16 protein-coding genes and 2 tRNA genes are annotated in these 17341 nt (G+C 33.5%); 4 read left to right on the plus strand and 14 right to left on the minus strand.

Annotation, left to right across the window (positions count from 1 at the left end; genetic code table 11):
• Positions 1 to 150: 150 nt before the first annotated feature.
• Genes gap through C6H18_RS02285 form a run of 4 tightly spaced genes read left to right on the plus strand, consistent with a single transcriptional unit; the run spans position 151 to position 4710 of the window.
• Positions 151 to 1158 carry a type I glyceraldehyde-3-phosphate dehydrogenase gene (gene gap / locus C6H18_RS02270; RefSeq protein WP_104721494.1) on the plus strand — a complete coding sequence of 336 codons (1008 nt, stop codon included), beginning with the start codon at positions 151 to 153 and terminating at the stop codon, positions 1156 to 1158.
• Positions 1158 to 2459 (plus strand): M99 family carboxypeptidase catalytic domain-containing protein, encoded by a 1302-nt coding sequence (locus C6H18_RS02275; RefSeq protein WP_104721495.1) that lies wholly within the window; start codon positions 1158 to 1160, stop codon positions 2457 to 2459. Before gap ends, C6H18_RS02275 begins: the two co-directional genes overlap by 1 nt.
• Positions 2459 to 3430, plus strand: coding sequence for a ferrochelatase (gene hemH / locus C6H18_RS02280; RefSeq protein WP_104721496.1), 972 nt, complete (start codon positions 2459 to 2461; stop codon positions 3428 to 3430). Before C6H18_RS02275 ends, hemH begins: the two co-directional genes overlap by 1 nt.
• Before the next feature lie 56 nt (positions 3431 to 3486).
• On the plus strand, positions 3487 to 4710 hold the full coding sequence (locus tag C6H18_RS02285) for a hypothetical protein (protein ID WP_104721497.1): 1224 nt from the start codon (positions 3487 to 3489) through the stop codon (positions 4708 to 4710).
• 383 nt (positions 4711 to 5093) lie between these two features.
• On the opposite strand, the gene recO is transcribed toward C6H18_RS02285, so the two are convergent.
• From recO to C6H18_RS02355, 14 genes are all read right to left on the minus strand, one after another.
• Complete coding sequence (gene recO / locus C6H18_RS02290) at positions 5094 to 5705, minus strand: recombination protein RecO (RefSeq protein ID WP_104721498.1); 612 nt, start codon at positions 5703 to 5705, stop codon at positions 5094 to 5096.
• A gap of 21 nt (positions 5706 to 5726) precedes the next feature.
• Positions 5727 to 5803: transfer RNA gene (locus C6H18_RS02295), tRNA-Arg, on the minus strand.
• A 3-nt stretch (positions 5804 to 5806) separates the two neighbouring features.
• Positions 5807 to 5882, minus strand: a tRNA-Ala gene (locus tag C6H18_RS02300).
• A gap of 41 nt (positions 5883 to 5923) precedes the next feature.
• Positions 5924 to 6520, minus strand: a complete 597-nt coding sequence (gene coaE, locus C6H18_RS02305) for a dephospho-CoA kinase (protein ID WP_104721499.1) — start codon at positions 6518 to 6520, stop codon at positions 5924 to 5926.
• Positions 6517 to 7323, minus strand: coding sequence for a spermine/spermidine synthase domain-containing protein (locus C6H18_RS02310; protein WP_104721500.1), 807 nt, complete (start codon positions 7321 to 7323; stop codon positions 6517 to 6519). Before C6H18_RS02310 ends, coaE begins: the two co-directional genes overlap by 4 nt.
• A 60-nt stretch (positions 7324 to 7383) precedes the next feature.
• Positions 7384 to 7821 carry an META domain-containing protein gene (locus tag C6H18_RS02315; protein ID WP_104721501.1) on the minus strand — a complete coding sequence of 146 codons (438 nt, stop codon included), beginning with the start codon at positions 7819 to 7821 and terminating at the stop codon, positions 7384 to 7386.
• Between the two features lie 15 nt (positions 7822 to 7836).
• The gene (locus C6H18_RS02320) at positions 7837 to 8640 is read right to left on the minus strand and encodes a peptidyl-prolyl cis-trans isomerase (protein WP_233704036.1); all 804 of its coding nucleotides are present in this window, start codon (positions 8638 to 8640) and stop codon (positions 7837 to 7839) included.
• A gap of 114 nt (positions 8641 to 8754) precedes the next feature.
• The gene (locus C6H18_RS02325) at positions 8755 to 10068 is read right to left on the minus strand and encodes a M20/M25/M40 family metallo-hydrolase (RefSeq protein ID WP_104721503.1); all 1314 of its coding nucleotides are present in this window, start codon (positions 10066 to 10068) and stop codon (positions 8755 to 8757) included.
• Complete coding sequence (locus C6H18_RS02330; RefSeq protein WP_104721504.1) at positions 10052 to 10717, minus strand: 3-methyladenine DNA glycosylase; 666 nt, start codon at positions 10715 to 10717, stop codon at positions 10052 to 10054. Before C6H18_RS02330 ends, C6H18_RS02325 begins: the two co-directional genes overlap by 17 nt.
• Before the next feature lie 84 nt (positions 10718 to 10801).
• Positions 10802 to 11941: a cytochrome d ubiquinol oxidase subunit II gene (gene cydB, locus C6H18_RS02335; protein WP_104721505.1), complete on the minus strand. Its 1140-nt coding sequence runs from the start codon at positions 11939 to 11941 to the stop codon at positions 10802 to 10804.
• 9 nt (positions 11942 to 11950) lie between these two features.
• Positions 11951 to 13495, minus strand: a complete 1545-nt coding sequence (locus C6H18_RS02340; protein ID WP_104721506.1) for a cytochrome ubiquinol oxidase subunit I — start codon at positions 13493 to 13495, stop codon at positions 11951 to 11953.
• Positions 13496 to 13504: 9 nt separating this feature from the next.
• Positions 13505 to 13714: a DUF4492 domain-containing protein gene (locus tag C6H18_RS02345; RefSeq protein ID WP_104721507.1), complete on the minus strand. Its 210-nt coding sequence runs from the start codon at positions 13712 to 13714 to the stop codon at positions 13505 to 13507.
• Positions 13715 to 13822: 108 nt separating this feature from the next.
• Positions 13823 to 14938 (minus strand): Cj0069 family protein, encoded by a 1116-nt coding sequence (locus C6H18_RS02350; protein ID WP_104721508.1) that lies wholly within the window; start codon positions 14936 to 14938, stop codon positions 13823 to 13825.
• Between the two features lie 217 nt (positions 14939 to 15155).
• Positions 15156 to 16643, minus strand: coding sequence for a flagellin B (locus C6H18_RS02355; RefSeq protein WP_104721509.1), 1488 nt, complete (start codon positions 16641 to 16643; stop codon positions 15156 to 15158).
• Positions 16644 to 17341 lie beyond the last annotated feature (698 nt).

Below are 17341 nucleotides of genomic sequence, written 5' to 3' on the forward strand. Positions count from 1 at the left end.
TATTCATCCTTAGAATATGGAGTTTAATAAGGCTAGTATTATAGCCTATTTTTTACAAAAATTCCACAAGGCATACAAGATGTAAGGTTTTCTGTGTTAGAATATCGGCGTAGATTTGGATTTTGTAGAAACTATTAAGGGAAAAATCAAATGAGGAAGATAAAAATCTTTATCAATGGATTTGGTAGGATTGGACGTTGTATTGCTCGTGTTGTTTTATCTAATATGCCTGATAGATTTGAAATAGTTGGCGTTAATGATTTGGCAAACTCTGAAGTATTAAGCTATCTTTTAGAACACGATTCTATCCATAACCAAAGCATAAAAACACAAAAAATAGGCGATAATGTTTTTGAATTCAATGGTTATAAGATTCCCTTTAGTGCAAAGAATACCCCATCTGAAATTAATATTAATGGCGCAGATGTTGTTATTGAATGTAGTGGGTTGTTTTTGGAGAGGCATTTTGTGGAGTGTTATTTACAAAAGGGAGCCAAAAAAGTTATTTTTTCTGCCCCTGCTAAAGATGACACTCCTACCTTTGTTTTGGGTGTTAATCATCATCTTTATAAAGGGCAGTCTATCATCTCTAATGCTAGTTGCACCACTAATGCTTTAGCGCCTATAATAATGCTTCTTGATAGAGAGTTTGGTGTAGAAAAAGGAATTTTAACGACTATCCATAGCTATACTAATGATCAAAACCTTATAGATTGCGCTCATAAGAAAAATGATCTAAGGCGATCTAGGGCGGCAGCTGTTAATATGATACCTACAACCACAGGGGCTGCTAAGGCATTACATTTGGTTTTACCACAAATGAAAGGCAAACTCCACGGGCATAGTGTAAGAGTTCCAATTCCTGATGTTTCTATGATAGATCTAAATATTAATTTGAAAAAAGATGCCACCAAAGAAGCTATTAATTGTCTTTTTGAAGAATCTTCTTGTTCTTTTTTAAAAGGTATTTTAGGTGTTGATAAAAAATATGGCGTTTCTCAAGATTTTATCAATAATCCTTTAAGTAGTATTGTTGCTAGTGATTTAACCTTTGTATTAGAGGGGAATATGGCAAAGATTATGGCTTGGTATGACAATGAGTGGGGTTATTCTAATCGTGTCTTAGAGATGGCAGAATGGATTTTAAAGGATGAATAATGAGAATAACTAAAATTTTTTTATGGATAATAGCTTTAGGGGTGATGTTATTGGCAAAAAACTCTCCTTTTGCATTTTATGCTTTAAATGGAGAGCAAGAAGGTCATACTTTACTTGTAATTGGTGGGATTCACGGGGATGAACCCGGAGGATATTTTGCTCCAGCAATTTTAGCCCAATATTATACGATTAAAAAGGGTAATGTCCTTATTGTGCCTAATCTTAACCCTGATAGCATAATGACATTTAAACGAGGGATTTATAAGGATATGAATCGTAAATTTGCACATATTAGCCAAAAAGATCCAGATTTTGATAATGTTACAAGAATTAAGGAGATTATTAAAGATTCTAAGGTTGATTTTATTGTTAATCTTCACGATGGGCGCGGATTTTATCGGCAGGAATGGGAGAATTCTATTTTTAATCCTAAAGCTTGGGGGCAGACTTATGTTATTGACCAAAAAACTTTAGATGATGTGCCTTTTGGCGATTTGGACAATATTACACAGCAAATTGAAACAAAACTTAATCAAAGTTTGCATTATGATTTTCACACTTTTGGAGTTCGTAATACGCAAACGCGTTTTAATGATGAAGAGCAGCAAAATTCTTTAACTTTTTTTGCTATTACGAATTTAAAACCCGCAATTGCTATTGAAACAAGTAAGAATATTAAAGAATTAGATTTAAAGACTTTTTACCAATTAAGTTCTATTGAGGCTTTAATGGATATTATGGGAATTGAATATGAGCGAAGTTTTGAAATGAATTTGAAGGAAGTTGATAAAAAAGTTAAAGAATATGGGAAATTAAGCATTAACGATAATATGGCTTTAGAGCTTGAAAATATCCAGAGTATTCTGAATTTCGTGCCTTTAAAAAAGGAAGAAAATCGCTTTATCTTCACGCATCCATTGGGTAGGATTCATCAAGGAAAAAATGGTTATGAAGTCTTCATTGGACATAAAAGAATTGCTTTATTAAAGCCCGATTATTTTTCTATGGAATGTGATATTCAAGATATGAATATCTCTTTAGACAAACGAGCATTCGAAGCGGTGAGGTTTGGGACAATAGTAGAAGCTAAAGAGCAGTTTTTGGTAGAAGGTAGAGAGGGAGTGAGAGTAAATGTGATTGGTTATGCAAAAAAGGGAGTAATAAGTGAGGATAATATGCAGATTAAAATGGATTGGATAGATGGAAATTACTCCTTAGATAAGGACAAAATGGTTTTTCGCCTTGAAGTTTATAAAGACAATAATTTTTGTGGAATGATTAATATTAAGAAAGGCAATTAATGCAGTATAAAAAAGCAGTCGTTCTTCTAAATATGGGTGGTCCTAATAATCTCCTAGAAGTCAAGACATTTTTGCAAAATATGTTTAATGATCCCTATATTTTGTCTATTAAAAGTAATTTTTTTCGCAGTATTTTGGCAAATTTTATTACTCATAAAAGACTTCAGGAAGCACAGAGTAATTACCAAGAGATTGGCGGTAAATCCCCTCTTGTAGAGCATACCTTTGCTCTTTGTCAAGCTTTAGAAAAATTAGATTCTAGTTACTTTTATACCTATGCTATGCGTTACACTCCACCTTTTGCTAAAAGTGTTGTTGAGGAGCTAAAGGCAAAGAATATCAAAGAAATCATACTCTTTAGTATGTATCCTCATTTTAGCTACACCACAACGCAAAGCTCTTATGATGATTTTATAAAAGCTTTGAAAGAGTTTGATTATTATCCAAAATTATATTTTGTGAGACATTATTATTTTGATGAAATGTATAATCAAGCAGTGATTAATCGTATTAAAGAAGCCTTAGGAAGTGATGATGCTAAAGAGTTTCATCTGATATTTTCGGCACATTCCCTACCTCAAAGGAATATTGACAAAGGCGATCCCTATCAAAAAGAGATTATCGCTAATGTAGAAACCCTAAAGCCTATGCTAGAAGCGATGAAGTTGCATTTTAAGAGTATTAAAATAGCTTACCAATCTAAGCTAGGTCCAATAAAATGGCTAGAGCCTAATTTACAAGATATTCTTAAAAATTATAAAAATGAAAAACTCCTTATTTGTGCTATCGCCTTTAGTATTGATAATTCTGAAACAGATTTTGAGCTTTCTATCCAATATAAAAAAGAAGCTGAAATAATAGGGATTGCAGATTATCGCGTAGCAAAATGCCTTAATAGTGGGGAAGATTTTGCAAAAAGTATTTTAGCTTTAGTGCATTCAGAAATTTGCCAAAATGTAGAATCTTATTAAGCAAATATGCATTGTGCTAAGTTTTTGGGTTTGGAGATTTATTAAATGGAGGAAAAATGCAAAAGATTTATTTAGTTAGCTTTGGAGATACAAGGCTTGGAATTTCTATTTGTAGGTTTAAACAACAAGCAGAATCTTTAGGGGTATTTGATAATATCTTCATCTATACAGAGGCGAGCTTACCTCTTGAGTTTATGGAGGATTTTAAGGAGAGGATTTATACTATTAATGCAAAAGGAGAGAGGTTATCTACAAGAGGTTTTGGGTATTGGTGTTGGAAACCCAAAGTTATTTTAATGGCATTAGAGCAAATCAAAGAGGGGGATTTGCTGATTTATTGCGATATTGGGTGTGAATTTGAAGCAAAAAATAGAGATTCTTTGTTGGATATGTTAAAAGATTTGGATAATAATGAAATGTTAGGCTTGGTTATGGGGCATCTTGAAAAGGTGTGGAATAAAGCAGATTTACTTAAACATTTTAATTTGTTGGATAATGAGGAATTTTTAAATAGTGGTCAATGTGCTGCAGGAATTGTATTTTTGAAAAAAACTCCAAAAACTATCCAAATTATCAAAGAGTGGTTAGAGGTCTTTAAAACACATTTTCATCTAGTAGATGATAGCCCATCCAAGATCCCAAATCTTCCAGAGTTTAAAGAAAATCGCCATGATCAAAGCATTTATAGTATTTTAAACAAAAGATACAAAATCAAAAATTATCCCTATGCAATGTTTGCCAACCCAAAAGAACCCCTGCAGTATAATAGGAATAAAATTTATTTACCCAATAATATAAAAGAGACTAAGGCGCTTAATGAGTTTTTAAGGGGTAAAAATTTGACTTTTAAAGAAATACAAGAGTGTAATAATGGAATATTTCAAAGTATTAAAACATTAAAAACTCAAACCCAAACTTTACAATTTCACTTAAACTATGGCACTGCCTCCTCCCGCCTTAAATCTCATCTAGCTTATAAACTAGGAGAGGCAATGATTCTAAACTCTAAAAGTCTATGGGGAACTATAAGAATGCCTTATGTGTTATCTTGTATTAAAGATAAACATTATAAAGAACAAAAACAATACCAAGAAAAAATAAAAAAGAATCCTAAATTAAAACTTCCTCCTTTAGAATCTTATTCTGATTATAAAGAATCTTTAAAAATAAAAACAACTCTTTCTTATAAGTTAGGAGAAGCACTCATCACTGCTAATTCTGTGCGGGGGGGGGGCAAATATTTGCTTACCTTGCATTCTTCCAAAAAGTGCGTAGGTTAAAAAGAGAGTTTAGGGAGAAAAGAAAGAATAGGGGTTAATAATTTATAATATGGTAATTTCTCAAAAATTTTTCTAATTATAAAACTTAGATATAAACGGGGTTTTTGCTATTAAAATAGGTGGAAACTATCAAAGAGGTATAAACAAATAAAGGGTTAGATTTATTCATACCAATTTGATAGATACAGTCTTATTTGCTGATTTTTCATTATAAAGATAATCTGAAATTTTGTAAAAATATTTTTAAGTGTTAAAAGAGTAGAGAAGTTTTTAAGAATATATGGAGATTGAATATTTTATTTTAAGGGTATAGAAATTCAATTTGCAGACTTTGAGGCATAGAGGATTGCAAGGATTTAGATAAAGATAAAAGTATTTAAAAATTATAGCCCAAGCATTAACAGATTCCAAAGTTTTTCTATTTCTAACTCTTCTAAAAATTCTCCTTGATTGTTAAACCAATGCAAGAGAGATTGTTGCTTAAAGGTTTCCCCTTGCATACAAGTTTTATGACCACAAACCATACTGCGACTAAGAATAATTTCTTCTTTAAGGGGTTTTTGACAGATGAGACAGGATTGTAATGTATTGTTGCGTCCTTCAAAAGCTAAAAGCTTTGCGTAAAGACTGAGGATAGCCCGTTTGGGATCTTCTTTTTCTAATCGTTTCGTGCCTTCTTCTAAATGATTAAAATAAAAAGAGTCTAATATAATGATATCTTTTAAATGCTGATTAAGTAATTTTAAATATTGTTGCCAATAATAACGTATAGAGGATTCTCTCTCCCAAGCAAAGCTTAAGTGTATAGGTTCTCTCAATTTGCCTATTTCTCTTATATCTTGTTGGATAGTGAAATCAATTTTATTGCCAAGATGGATAACGCTGTGTCTTAAACCATAAAAACGATAGAGAGTGTAGAGGTGATTTGTGGTTAGAACTTTTATTAGTAAATCTTCGTCGCGAACTCTTTGAGTATGTAGTATAAAGCCTTGCATATAAGCCTTTTGTCGCTACTATGGTACGCCCGGAGGAATTCGAATCCCCGACCTACAGGACCGCAACCTGTTGCTCTATCCAGCTGAGCTACGGACGCATATGGTGGAGTGTAGGAGGATCGAACTCCTGACCTCAACGCTGCCAGCGTTGCGCTCTCCCAGCTGAGCTAACACCCCTTTAAAGAGGCTAATTCTAGCAAAAAAAGCTTAATTTTCTACTAAAATTTAATAGTTGGTAAGTAGTTTTGCAAATACCTTTCGATTTCTTTTTGGAGATTTTCTAAATCCCCATTATTATAAATTACATATTTTGCAAGAGCCTTTTTTTGATGAAGTGGCATTTGCGTATTAATACGTTCTAATATAGCCTCATCACTAAGTTGGTTTCGTTTTTTAATTCGCTCTATTTGTATGGGTTGTTCTGTAAAGATTAATAGAGTTTCTGTTATTTCATAATGGCTTGTTTCAAAGAATAGGGGAATATCTATAAAATAAGGAAACTTTTTTTGGTCTAAGAGATGGGATTCTTCTAAGATATTTTCTTTAATTTTTGGGTGTAGGAGATTTTCTAGCTTTTTTCTTGAATCTTTGTTTTTAAAAACGATATTGCCAAGTTTTTTTCTATCAATTTTGCTGTCTGTTAAAATAATATTGCCAAAAATCTTTAGTATTTCTTGTGTATTCTGCTCTAAAACTTTATGCGCAATTACATCGGCATCAATGATGGCATATCCATAGAGCTTTAGTAGTGAAGCCGTAGTGCTTTTCCCGCTACCAATCCCTCCTGTTAAAGCAATAGCATATTGAAAGTTCAATTTTTAGCAATGCCTAGTAAAGATTTTTTGAGGGCTTTAGGCAGAGTAAAAGCACTTAAATGTAAATTTGCGTGATAATACTCTAAATCTTCTAGCATATCAGCTCTTTGGAGCATAATATCGGCTATGGGATGATATTTTTTAGAAGCAAAGATATAGCAATCATTCATATCAAAAAATAAAGGAGTATAAAAAGGCATTTTGATTCTAAAGGTATCATCCAAACTTTCTAAAGTTTTGATAGCTTCTTGAGTATCTAGCAGTAAATGGGGACATTTTATAATCATAATCCCATCTTCACTTAGCAGATTATAATAGGACTCATAGCTCTTTTTAGTCCCTAAGCAGAGGATAATATCATAAGGATGATTGCGTTCTTGGTTTTGTTGGATAAAATCATCTTCTAATTGAGGGATGTGAGTAAAATGCGGATTATGAATCACTTCTTGATAATGCGGGAGGAAGCTAATGAGGGATTGTAGAACTTTCAAATCAAATTGTAAAAAATCAACTTTTATTTCTAAATAACGTAAAAACTCATAGGCAATTTCTAAGTTAAAGCTTTCTGCTATTAAGACTTTTTTGGGTTCTTTGTGTGAGCAAGCTGCAGTATGTGCTAAAAATTCACTTTGAAAAGTGATAAAATTTTTAAACATTATGGTGTTATCAATTAAAGCAATTCCTCCAAAGGCTTGTGCATTAAAGATTTCAATATTATGTTTGCTACCTTTGGCTTCTAAGAGTTTGCTCTCTATTTTGTATTCTTGTTGGAATTTCTCATTATAAGTTTTCGTTAGCCACATAAATAACCCTTGAAATTTTCTTACAAGCCTATTATAGTTTAGTTAAAAAACTCTTTAAATTTATTGTATTTCCAAAGAAAAAGAAGCATTAGAGAAATTAATCTTTTTGCCCTTAAATGTTATCTCATTGGTCTTGTTTAAAAAGCCATTTATCATTTCTGATTCTATTTGCATAATATCATTTTCACACATTTTTCTTGTTACTCCAGCATTGTTGATTGTTATTTCGTTTCCTTCTATGCTGTAAGAACCAAAGAAGTTATTACATCCAAATTTGCCAAACACTTCCCTTTCTTTAAATCCAATAATAAATTCTTGATCTTTTTCATAGGAGAGAATAGTTGTTAATTGGTTGCTTGTATAGTTCTCAATCTTCCATTGCTTTTTGGAGGTTAGTAGTTTTTGGATACTTCCATTCTCATAATGGGTATTTTTAGTAGCACAAGCACTAAAGCATAAAAAGACACTAAGAGATAAAATAAAAGATATTTTTTTCATTAAGAAAAGTCTCCTTTAATCAAGGCGAATGATGTTGATTTTGGCATTAGAGCGCAATTTTTCGAAATGCTCATAAATAATATAGTCTTCTTTTCTATTCATTGTTTTTTGCAAAATTTTATTTTTAACGAGTTCATAAGGTAGAATCGTTGGATTATTTTTTTTGAGGATTAAGAAACTAACAAATTGTCCATCAATGGGATAAATTGGTGTAAAAGCATTGATTTTAGTCTGTGTGAAGTCTGTTATAACCTGTGGGCTAAGATCTATAGTTTGCAGTATTTCATTTTCTATAAAGACATCAGGGTAGGTCTGGCTCTGGTCTCTCATAGCTTGTTCTAGTTGTTGTGAATCTTCACTATAAAATTTCATCACTTCAATACTTTGAGGCATAGAAAATTCTTCTTGATGCGTGTTGTAGTATTCTTGCAAATCCTTTTCATCTGTTAATTTCAAACTATCTTGAGTAATGCTTTGGTAGAGTTTTGTTTTGATAAGATTGTCTTTGATTTCTTGCTGATAAGCATTCCAATCCTTTCCATTCTCCCGCATATAAGAACGGATATTTTCAATGCTAGTTTTGTTTTGTCTCGCAATGCGTTCAATTTCATTGCTAATATCTAAATCACTCACAAAGATATTGCGTTTTTTAATTTCTTGTTCGTGTAGTTGCTTGTTAATTAGCAAATCAATCGCTTCATCTTGGCTGATTCTAGCACTTTGCATAGTCGAATAAAGTTCTAATAATGTTATAGGATCACCATTGACAAAAAAAGCAATTCCATTTACCAAAGAAGGAGCAGCATAAGAAGAGTTCATAAGGAATATGCTAGTGAGTAAAATTTGCTTAAAAGGTTTTATTGAAAATATAGTTTTTATTCGCATAAGATAAGTCCTAAATTTTTTTGTATTTTAACAAAAATCTTATCAATATTAGGTCAATGCTTTTAATATTTTCTTTAAAAGATCCCAAAAGTTTTTAAAACTTGATATATCAAGTTTTTCGTTTAAAGAATGTGGATGTAATATCGTAGGACCTATAGAGATAAAATGGATATGCGGGTATTTTTGTTTTAAGATTCCACATTCAAGTCCTGCGTGAATACTCTTTAAATGAGAATCTGGGTTGTATTTTTGGTAGATATTCCATACTTTAAAGAGTAATTCTCCCTCTTCTTTCTCCCAAGGAGAGTAGTAGTCTAAGAGATTAACCGCAAATTCTAAGTTTTCTAGCAAACTTTGTTGTTTTTGGATATTTTCCCGCATAAGGGATTCTTCATTCCCTCTACCCATTAAAAAGAATGTAAAATTGTCTTGATGTTGTTCTAAAATCCCGATGTTGCTTGAGAGGATAGGAATGTTATTAGAAGACTTTAAAACCCCATTTCCTACTTTTAAAAGAGCCTTTATCAAGTCCTTGCAATCATAACCTTCATATTTTGAGGATTGTAGTTTGTGAATGCTAAAGGATTCTTTGGGTAAAGTTTCTATGAATGCTGTGTGGTGTGGAGGACAAGCGATTTTTAAAGTCGCATTAACAGGGATGGAATTGCGCTTTTCTCCTCCAAAGAATGCTAAAACAATCCCTTCTGTGGCTTCTGTAATCTTTGCAAGTTCTAAGATGGCATTTGGGATATTTTTGTGAATTTCAATCCCACTATGCCCACCTAGGAGATTTTGTGTATGTATTGCATAGCATTTGAAGTCTTGTGGAATGGGAATCTTTTTAAAGGTTTTTGTAGCCTTTAAATCATATCCTCCAGCACAGCTAAAAACAACTTCGTTAATATCTTCGCTATCGCAATTAATCATAAAAGGGGATTGTGGCTTTAGGGTAATATTTTTTGCCCCAATCATTCCTATTTCCTCATCAATGGTAAAGAGGCATTCTAGGTTATTAAAATATTTAAGGGCTAAGAGCATACAGGCTAAAGCCGCCCCATTATCCGCTCCAAGACTAGAAGATTGTGCCTTAAGCCATTCTTGATTGTTGATTGTAAAGAATTGTGGTTGGATAGAAAAATCTTTAGATTCTCCGACATAAACCATATCATAATGCCCTTGTAAGCATACCTTTGGAGTCCCTTTAGAACATAAAATATTCCCTATTTCATCTTCATAAATATTTACTCCAAACTGACTAGCTTCTTGTTTAATCCATTCTTTTAGGTTTTTGCAATCTCTGCTAGGATGAGGGATTTTGCAAATTTCTAAAAATACTTCTAGGGGTTCAAAATTTGGTTGCATTTTTGCCTCTTTTTATAGGATTTTCTTTAGAATATTCTACTATTTTTCCGTGGAATCTCGCGTAAAGTTTAGAGAGTAAAATTTCTTCTTTGTAGAGTTGGCAAACCTTGTCATAATTTTCGACTATCCCATCTATTAACCATTGTTTAATCTCTTCATAGCTCTCTAAAGTATAGCCCAAGCTTTGAAGTAATCTAAAGGTATAGGCATCTACCACCATTTCTTCTCTTAAAAGCCCATAACAAAGAATGCTATCGCAAGTTTCATTGCCAATACCCTTTTGGGATAATAGCCATTCTCTTGGAACTTCTGCTTTAAAGGTGGCAAAATCTCCAAAATCCTTTAAGATATTTTGACTTAATAACACAATATATTTTGATTTTTGTCGGAATAATCCTAAATCTTGCATAAGGGATTGCAGGGAGTATAAGGGAGTGTTAGCAAGTGATTCTAAACTAAGGAGATGATGAGTTTTAAGTCTTTGCAGAATTTTAAAGGCTTGTTCCCATTTAGTATTTTGGACTAAAATCGCCCCTACTAAAACTTCAAATTCTCCAGAATTGGGCCACCATAATGCACAAGAAGGATTTTTAAGATAACCTTTTTGTTTTAAAAAACAAAGTAAATCAAAGCTATTTTGTATCTTCATCTTTTTGGAGATGTTGGATATTTAAAAGCACAAACCGATAACTTACATAAATCACTATGGGCCACAAAAATAATAAAAAAGTCGTCATTTTTTCTCCTTAATAGCTCTATGCGCTTGTTCTTGTAATTCTTCTTTGGTGAGCTTTGCCTTATCCATTAGATACCATACATAGATAATATACCCTAGCACAAAGGGAATGAGTAGGCTTACATATCCCATTACACTAAGTGTATAATAGCTAGAGCTTGCATTATAAATCGTTAAGGAGTTTTGTAAATCAACTAAGCTAGGATAAAACGCACTATTACCAACTCCCAAACTTGCCATAAGGGCAAAAACACTCAATATGCTACCAAGCCCTAAGGGAAAGATTGTTTTTTTATGTCCTTTGTATCCTAAAAATATCCCTATTAAAACAAGTAAAACACCTAGCGCGAAGATTCCCATTAATAAAGGCGTTTGGATAAAGTTTGTAAAATAAAGGTATTTCTGTAAGGAGATAGTAGCGGTTGGATTAATCAAAAACCCTTCTTTGGTAAAAATCCAAAAAAGGAAGCTTAAGAAAAAAAGCAAGAATAAAAGGGCATTGGAGAGAAACTTTTTTGGAATCCTTTGTTGAATGAAGGCTTCATTAATGTGGTTTAAAAAATATCCACAAGCTAGGATTCTACTTAAGAATACTAATGCAAGACCCAATAAGAGATTGTAAGGATTAAGTAAAGCTTCTAATCCCCTAGCAGAACCAATCCAAAGCACAAAACGATGAGAATTAAGTTGGAAATTTGCCCCGCTAAAAAAGGTGCTTAGCGCAACACCAATGAGAAAAACACCTAAGATACCATTGATGAATAAAAATATTTCATAGGTTTTAGAGCCTAAGAGATTCCCATTCTTTTTGCGGTATTCGTAGCTAACTGCTTGGAGTATAAAGCAAAATAGGATTAAAAGCCAAACCCAATAAGCCCCGCCAAAGCTGACACTATAAAAAAGAGGGAAAGCCGCAAAAGCCACTCCACCAAAAAGCACTAAAGTCGTAAATCCAAGCTCCCATTTTCTCCCTAAGGAGTTAATAATAAGGGCTTTTTCTTCTTCGTTTTTTGCAAGCTCAAAGAGCATTCCTTGCCCACCTTGAACAAAAAACATAAAGCTTAAAAGCCCAGCAAGTAAGCTAAATATGAGCCACCAATATATTTGTAATTGCATTAAATCTAACCCAAAAAACATCTACTCTCCTTAATGTGCGCCAAAGCCTTTTTTGATTTGTTTAAGAATAATTCCAATCTCTGCAATAAGCAATGTGGTAAATAAAACCAAGAAAATAAAAAATGAAATTTGTATATTCACATTGCTTAAATGTGTCGCTGCAATTCCCACAGGCATCAAATCTTGAATAGCCCAAGGTTGTCTCCCAACTTCTGCCACAATCCAACCACATTCTGCTGCGATATAGCCTAGAGGGATAGTGCAAACACAAAGCCACAAGATTTTATTAAACTTAGTAATATCATTTGCCATTGCTAAATAAAGAACGAGAATGAAGAGGATAAAAAACCAACTCCCTAAGGCAACCATTATATGAAAAGTATAAAAAGTTAGCATAATAGGTGGCACAGCTTCTTTAGGATCTTTTAGGAATCCATAGCCAAAGTAGGGCATATTTTCTTGCACGATTTGGCTATAAGATTGCAAATCCTCTATGCTAACCCCGGCTTCTCTTTGTTGTTTATAGGTGTGAAAAGCATCTAAGGCAATTCTTCCTTTAGCTATTTTTTCTTCTATACTCATAAGATTGCGCTCTTTATTGCCATAAACTAAATCATTAATACCAGCAATAAAGCCATCAGAAGAGCGATGCCCTAAAAGTGAGAGGGCATAAGGGATAGTAATGTCAAATAAAAAGGTGGATTCTAAATCACCAATTTGTTTTTTAGGGTTTAAAATACCAAAGGCTACTAATCCTGCCCTATATTCACCATTATAAATCCCCTCCATTGCAGCAAGCTTCATAGGCTGTTTTTGTGTAACTTGGTAAGCACTTTCATCTCCACTAATAAATAAAAATATGGAGGTAATAAGCCCAAAACTAGCACCAACTACAAGAGATTTTTTAGCCTCAAGAAGATGTCTTTTTTTCAAGAGAAACCAGGCAGAGATTCCAACTACTACAAGCGAGGAGATTACATAACCACTAGCAACAGTATGCAAGAATTTACTAATCCCCACAGGGCTTAAAGCCACTTCTAAGAAGCTAGTCATTTCATTCCTTGCTTGTTCTAAATTGAAGGTTGTCCCAATGGGGTATTGCATCCAGCCATTGGCTACAAGAATCCAAAATGCGCTAAGGTTACTCCCAATGGCTACAAGCCAAGTAGAAAGAAGATGAAATTTAGGGGAGACTTTATTCCAACCAAAAAGCATTACCGCAAAAAAGGTTGCTTCTAAGAAAAATGCCATAATGCCCTCAATTGCTAAGGGCGCACCAAATATATCCCCTACAAACCAAGAATAATTCGCCCAATTTGTCCCAAACTCAAACTCCATAATAATGCCTGTTGCCACACCAATAGCGAAGTTGATAGCAAAGATTGAAAGCCAAAATTGCGTGATTTTCTTCCATTGTTCGCTTTGTGTTTTTATATAAATGCTCTCCATAATCGCTAGGATGAAAGAAAGTCCTAGTGTTAAAGGCACAAATAAGAAATGATAAAGAGCAGTAAGGGCAAATTGTGCGCGACTCCAATCCACATTTAAAGAATGTTGCAATACCTCTTGTTCCATAATGTTTCCTTAATAGCTTTTAAAATTATTGGTGATAAATTGAATTTTTTCCTCTTGAGTAGAATAGAGTTTATGCAGACTATTATCATAGATAAAGACTTTTAAGATTCCAAAAATGATAAAAAGTTTAACAATAATCACAAGCCATAAACTACGACCTAATTTCATATTTTTAAATCCCAAATAATAAAAGAGAAAGATTTTTGTCAAAGTTTTCATAATTAACCTTTTGCTTTAGGGGAGGAATTGTAAGGTTTTTAAGTTTAAAAAGGGATTAGTGGTTAAGAAATGTAAGAGATTATATCCCCTTAAAAAGGGGGTAGAGATTTATGCTTTTTTCTCACTTACGATATTGATGATATTATCACCTACCATTACAGCGATTTTTTCCATAAACTCTTCAGGGCTTGTAAATCCTACGCAAGAGCAGTTGATTTCTCCTAAGACATATTTATCATTACCCTTATCATCGGTATCAAGGATAAAGTCCGCTGTCCAAATTAAAGGTAAATCATAATTTCCAAGTTTAGAGCGAATCTCTGGAAGTTGGTTTAAAAACCAATCAATAAGACTTTGCCAATCTTTGGGTTCATCATAGCGGTATTTAGCTCCACTAAAGAGTGTTGCACTAAAAGCATCTCCTCCTTCAGCAGGTTTTTTATGCACGACATAAACAGGAGTTTTATAAAGCATTAAGATTCTAATCTCTCCTTCTTTAATGCGGGGTAAGAAAGTCATATCCACAAGCATACCATTATCCCCTACGAGATAATGCTCACAAAAATCCATAAATTCACCTAGTTTTCTTTCTTCGGTGTGATTATCTTTAGCCTCTGTGCAGATAATTTTGGTATCAAGGGGGAGAGAGCTAACTTTATTATAATCCGCATTAGATTCTAATCGCACACGCCAGATCCCTTCACCCGTAGAGCCACGATTTTGTTTTAGCACCCTTTCTCCTTTGGCAAGTGTTTGGGGGAAAGTTTTTTTGAAATCGTGCTTATCTGCCCAAGCAACTCCAATCCTCTTTGCCTCCTCTTTATCATAATACGCATAGGTATCACTAGGCACTAAAGGAGTATCGGCTAGTTTGGTTAAAGCATCTTTAGCACCATAGCCAATCATCGCATCAGGGTGGGGCATACCAACTAATCCATCAGCACAAAGCTTACGCAAAACATCAAAATAAAGTTTCTCTTCCTTTAAATTTCCCGGATTTACTCTTGAGACATAGCCATCTGCGCTATTTTTTACATATTCATAAATCTTATTTCTCTCACTCTCATTGCGTAAAATCTCATCCGTAAAAAACACAACTTCTGCATTCCAGCCTTTAGCTTTTAGTGCATTTACCATAGGCATAGTATCTTTTCTATGTCCATCAGCTCCTTTATCACTTCCTCCTCTTGCTTCAAAAAAGACGATATTTTTCTTTAAACTCATAGTTTGCCTCCATTAAATAAAATATATTTATAAAGGTAGCAAAAACTATCTATAAAAATTCTAAAATTACCCCATAAAATGATTTTTTTAAGATTTTTTACATTTAAAAAAGCAGAATAAAAGCTAGATAGATAATCTTGAGTTAAAGAGTCTTAGTATTTATGTTGTTTAAAAAGATTTTATAAAAATCCCCAAAGGGGATTTGAAGTTCTTAAGACTATTGGAGTAGTCTTAAGATGTTTTGTTGGACAGAGTTAGATTGGCTTAGAGCATAATTACCTGCTTGAGCAAGGATGTTCAAGTTAGAGTAATTAGAAGATTCAGCGGCGAAATCTACTTGTCTAATTGCTGATTCTGCAGAGCTTACATTCACTTGAGTTACAGTAATGTTATTCACTGTTGATTGCATTTGTTGTTGGACAGAACCTAAATCTGCACGGATAGAGTCAAGTTGTTTAATAGCAGATTCTGCGATATCCATAACAAGCATTGCACCTTTTAGTGATGTTACCCCTGCTCCTAAAGTTTGACCAGCTGTTGCAGAGTTTGCTGCATTTGCACCTGTTGCAGAGCGAACATTTGCATCAAAAGTTCCTTTGACATTTCTCAAAGTTGTTGTTGCTTGAGCGGTTGCAGAAGTTCTTGCAACTGCACTAATGCCATTGTATTTAATATCATTAGAACCTAATCTTGTAAGTGTAAGGGTTCCAACAAATGTGCTAGTGGCATTAGTTCCTGTGGTGATAGAAGCACCGCCTGCGGACATATTACCTCCTGATACTTGGATAGCTCTACCATCAGTTGAAGTAAGTATTAATCGTCCATCTTCGCTAACAGAGGCTTGAACACCAGTTTCTTCTTTATAAGCATTGATAGCTTGGACAAGACGATTATCTCTATCGGCTTGTTGGACATTGGTAACATCCCCGATTTTTACACCATTAATGGTTAAGCTTACAATATCTCCTGCACCAATTTGCTGACCTCCTGTTTTAATAACCGTAGCTTGAGCACGGATACCGCCTAAGTTATCAGAGTTTTTGTTAATTACTTGGGCTAAAGCTCCTAAACCTGTCCCAGCAGAAGTAGAAATAACGACATTTTCTAAGGTTACATCTTGTTGATTTTTGGCACTAACAAAATTCATCGCAACATTATTAAGTGCGCTAAATTTTAGAGATTCTATCCTTGCGTGTCCGATTTTATCAGAGCTTGTCCCACCAATGCTTGCTTGGATAGTTTGGTTAGAATACGCACCTACTTGGAATGCTTTATTAGTAAAACCACCCGCTAAGAGGTTCAAACCATTATAAGAAGTTGTTGCAGCAATATTATCTAAAGATTCGATTAATCGGTTAATATCAGCTTGAATTGCTGTCCTTGTAGTTGTAGTTTGACCATCTTGAGCCGCTTGAGTTGCTTTAGTTTTGATAGTATCTAAGATTTTGATTTGCTCATCCATAGCTTTATCAGCGATTTGAATCATTCCCATACCATCGTTAGTATTTCTAATAGCCTGTCCTAAAGTATTAGCTTGAGAACGCAAACTATCGGCGATTGCCATACCAGAAGCATCATCTTTCGCAGAGTTGATTCTAAGACCTGAACTTAACTTTTGTAATGAACTTGTAAGTGAAGTCTGTGTAAAACTAGATTGAGCGTGTGCATTTAACGCATTAACATTTGTATTAACTTGAAAAGCCATTTTAAACTCCTTTTTATTTGTTGTCTTCCTTGACAAAATTTTAAACCCACAAAGAAATAAGAAGCAAGGCTTAAAGCCCTTGCCAACCAACTTCCTTGTTTGGTTATGTGAGTATATCGGACAATTTTTAAAAAACTTAAGAATATTTTGCAAAAATATTTCAAGAGTCTTTTGATGAAAAACCTGTGCTTTTGCTCAAGCATTAATTCTAAAACAATTTGTTTAAAATCTATTTACCTTACTTGAGCTAGAATTGTGAAGCTAAAGTTTCTTTGAAATAAGACTTAAGCTTTACTCCAAATTACATTATTACAATGTATTTGTATGTAGTTAAGAATTTAAAGTGCTTTTGAGGATGAAGTGGGATAAGGACTAAGAATAAAACATTTCATTCCTTGATATAAATAATTTTGCTGGCATAACTTCTCCTTGTTAAAGATAGAGTTGATACCCCCCTAAGACTAAACAAAAGATTAAATAAATTCCTAAATCCCCTTATCTTTCTAAAGCCTTTAAATTCTTAAAACTTATTTTTAACCCTTAAAACCTTGCAAACAAGAATAGAAATCTAGCCTAGTATAGAATTAATCCCTATTATGTAATAACTTGATAAATAATAAAAAGTTCTTTTAATTGCTTGTAGGGTTTTAAGGCTTAAGAGGCTAAAGGGAAGGAATCTTTTTACAATAGTTTTAGAT

Source organism: Helicobacter mesocricetorum, assembly GCF_900198605.1.
Classification (GTDB): Bacteria; Campylobacterota; Campylobacteria; order Campylobacterales; family Helicobacteraceae; genus Helicobacter_D; species Helicobacter_D mesocricetorum.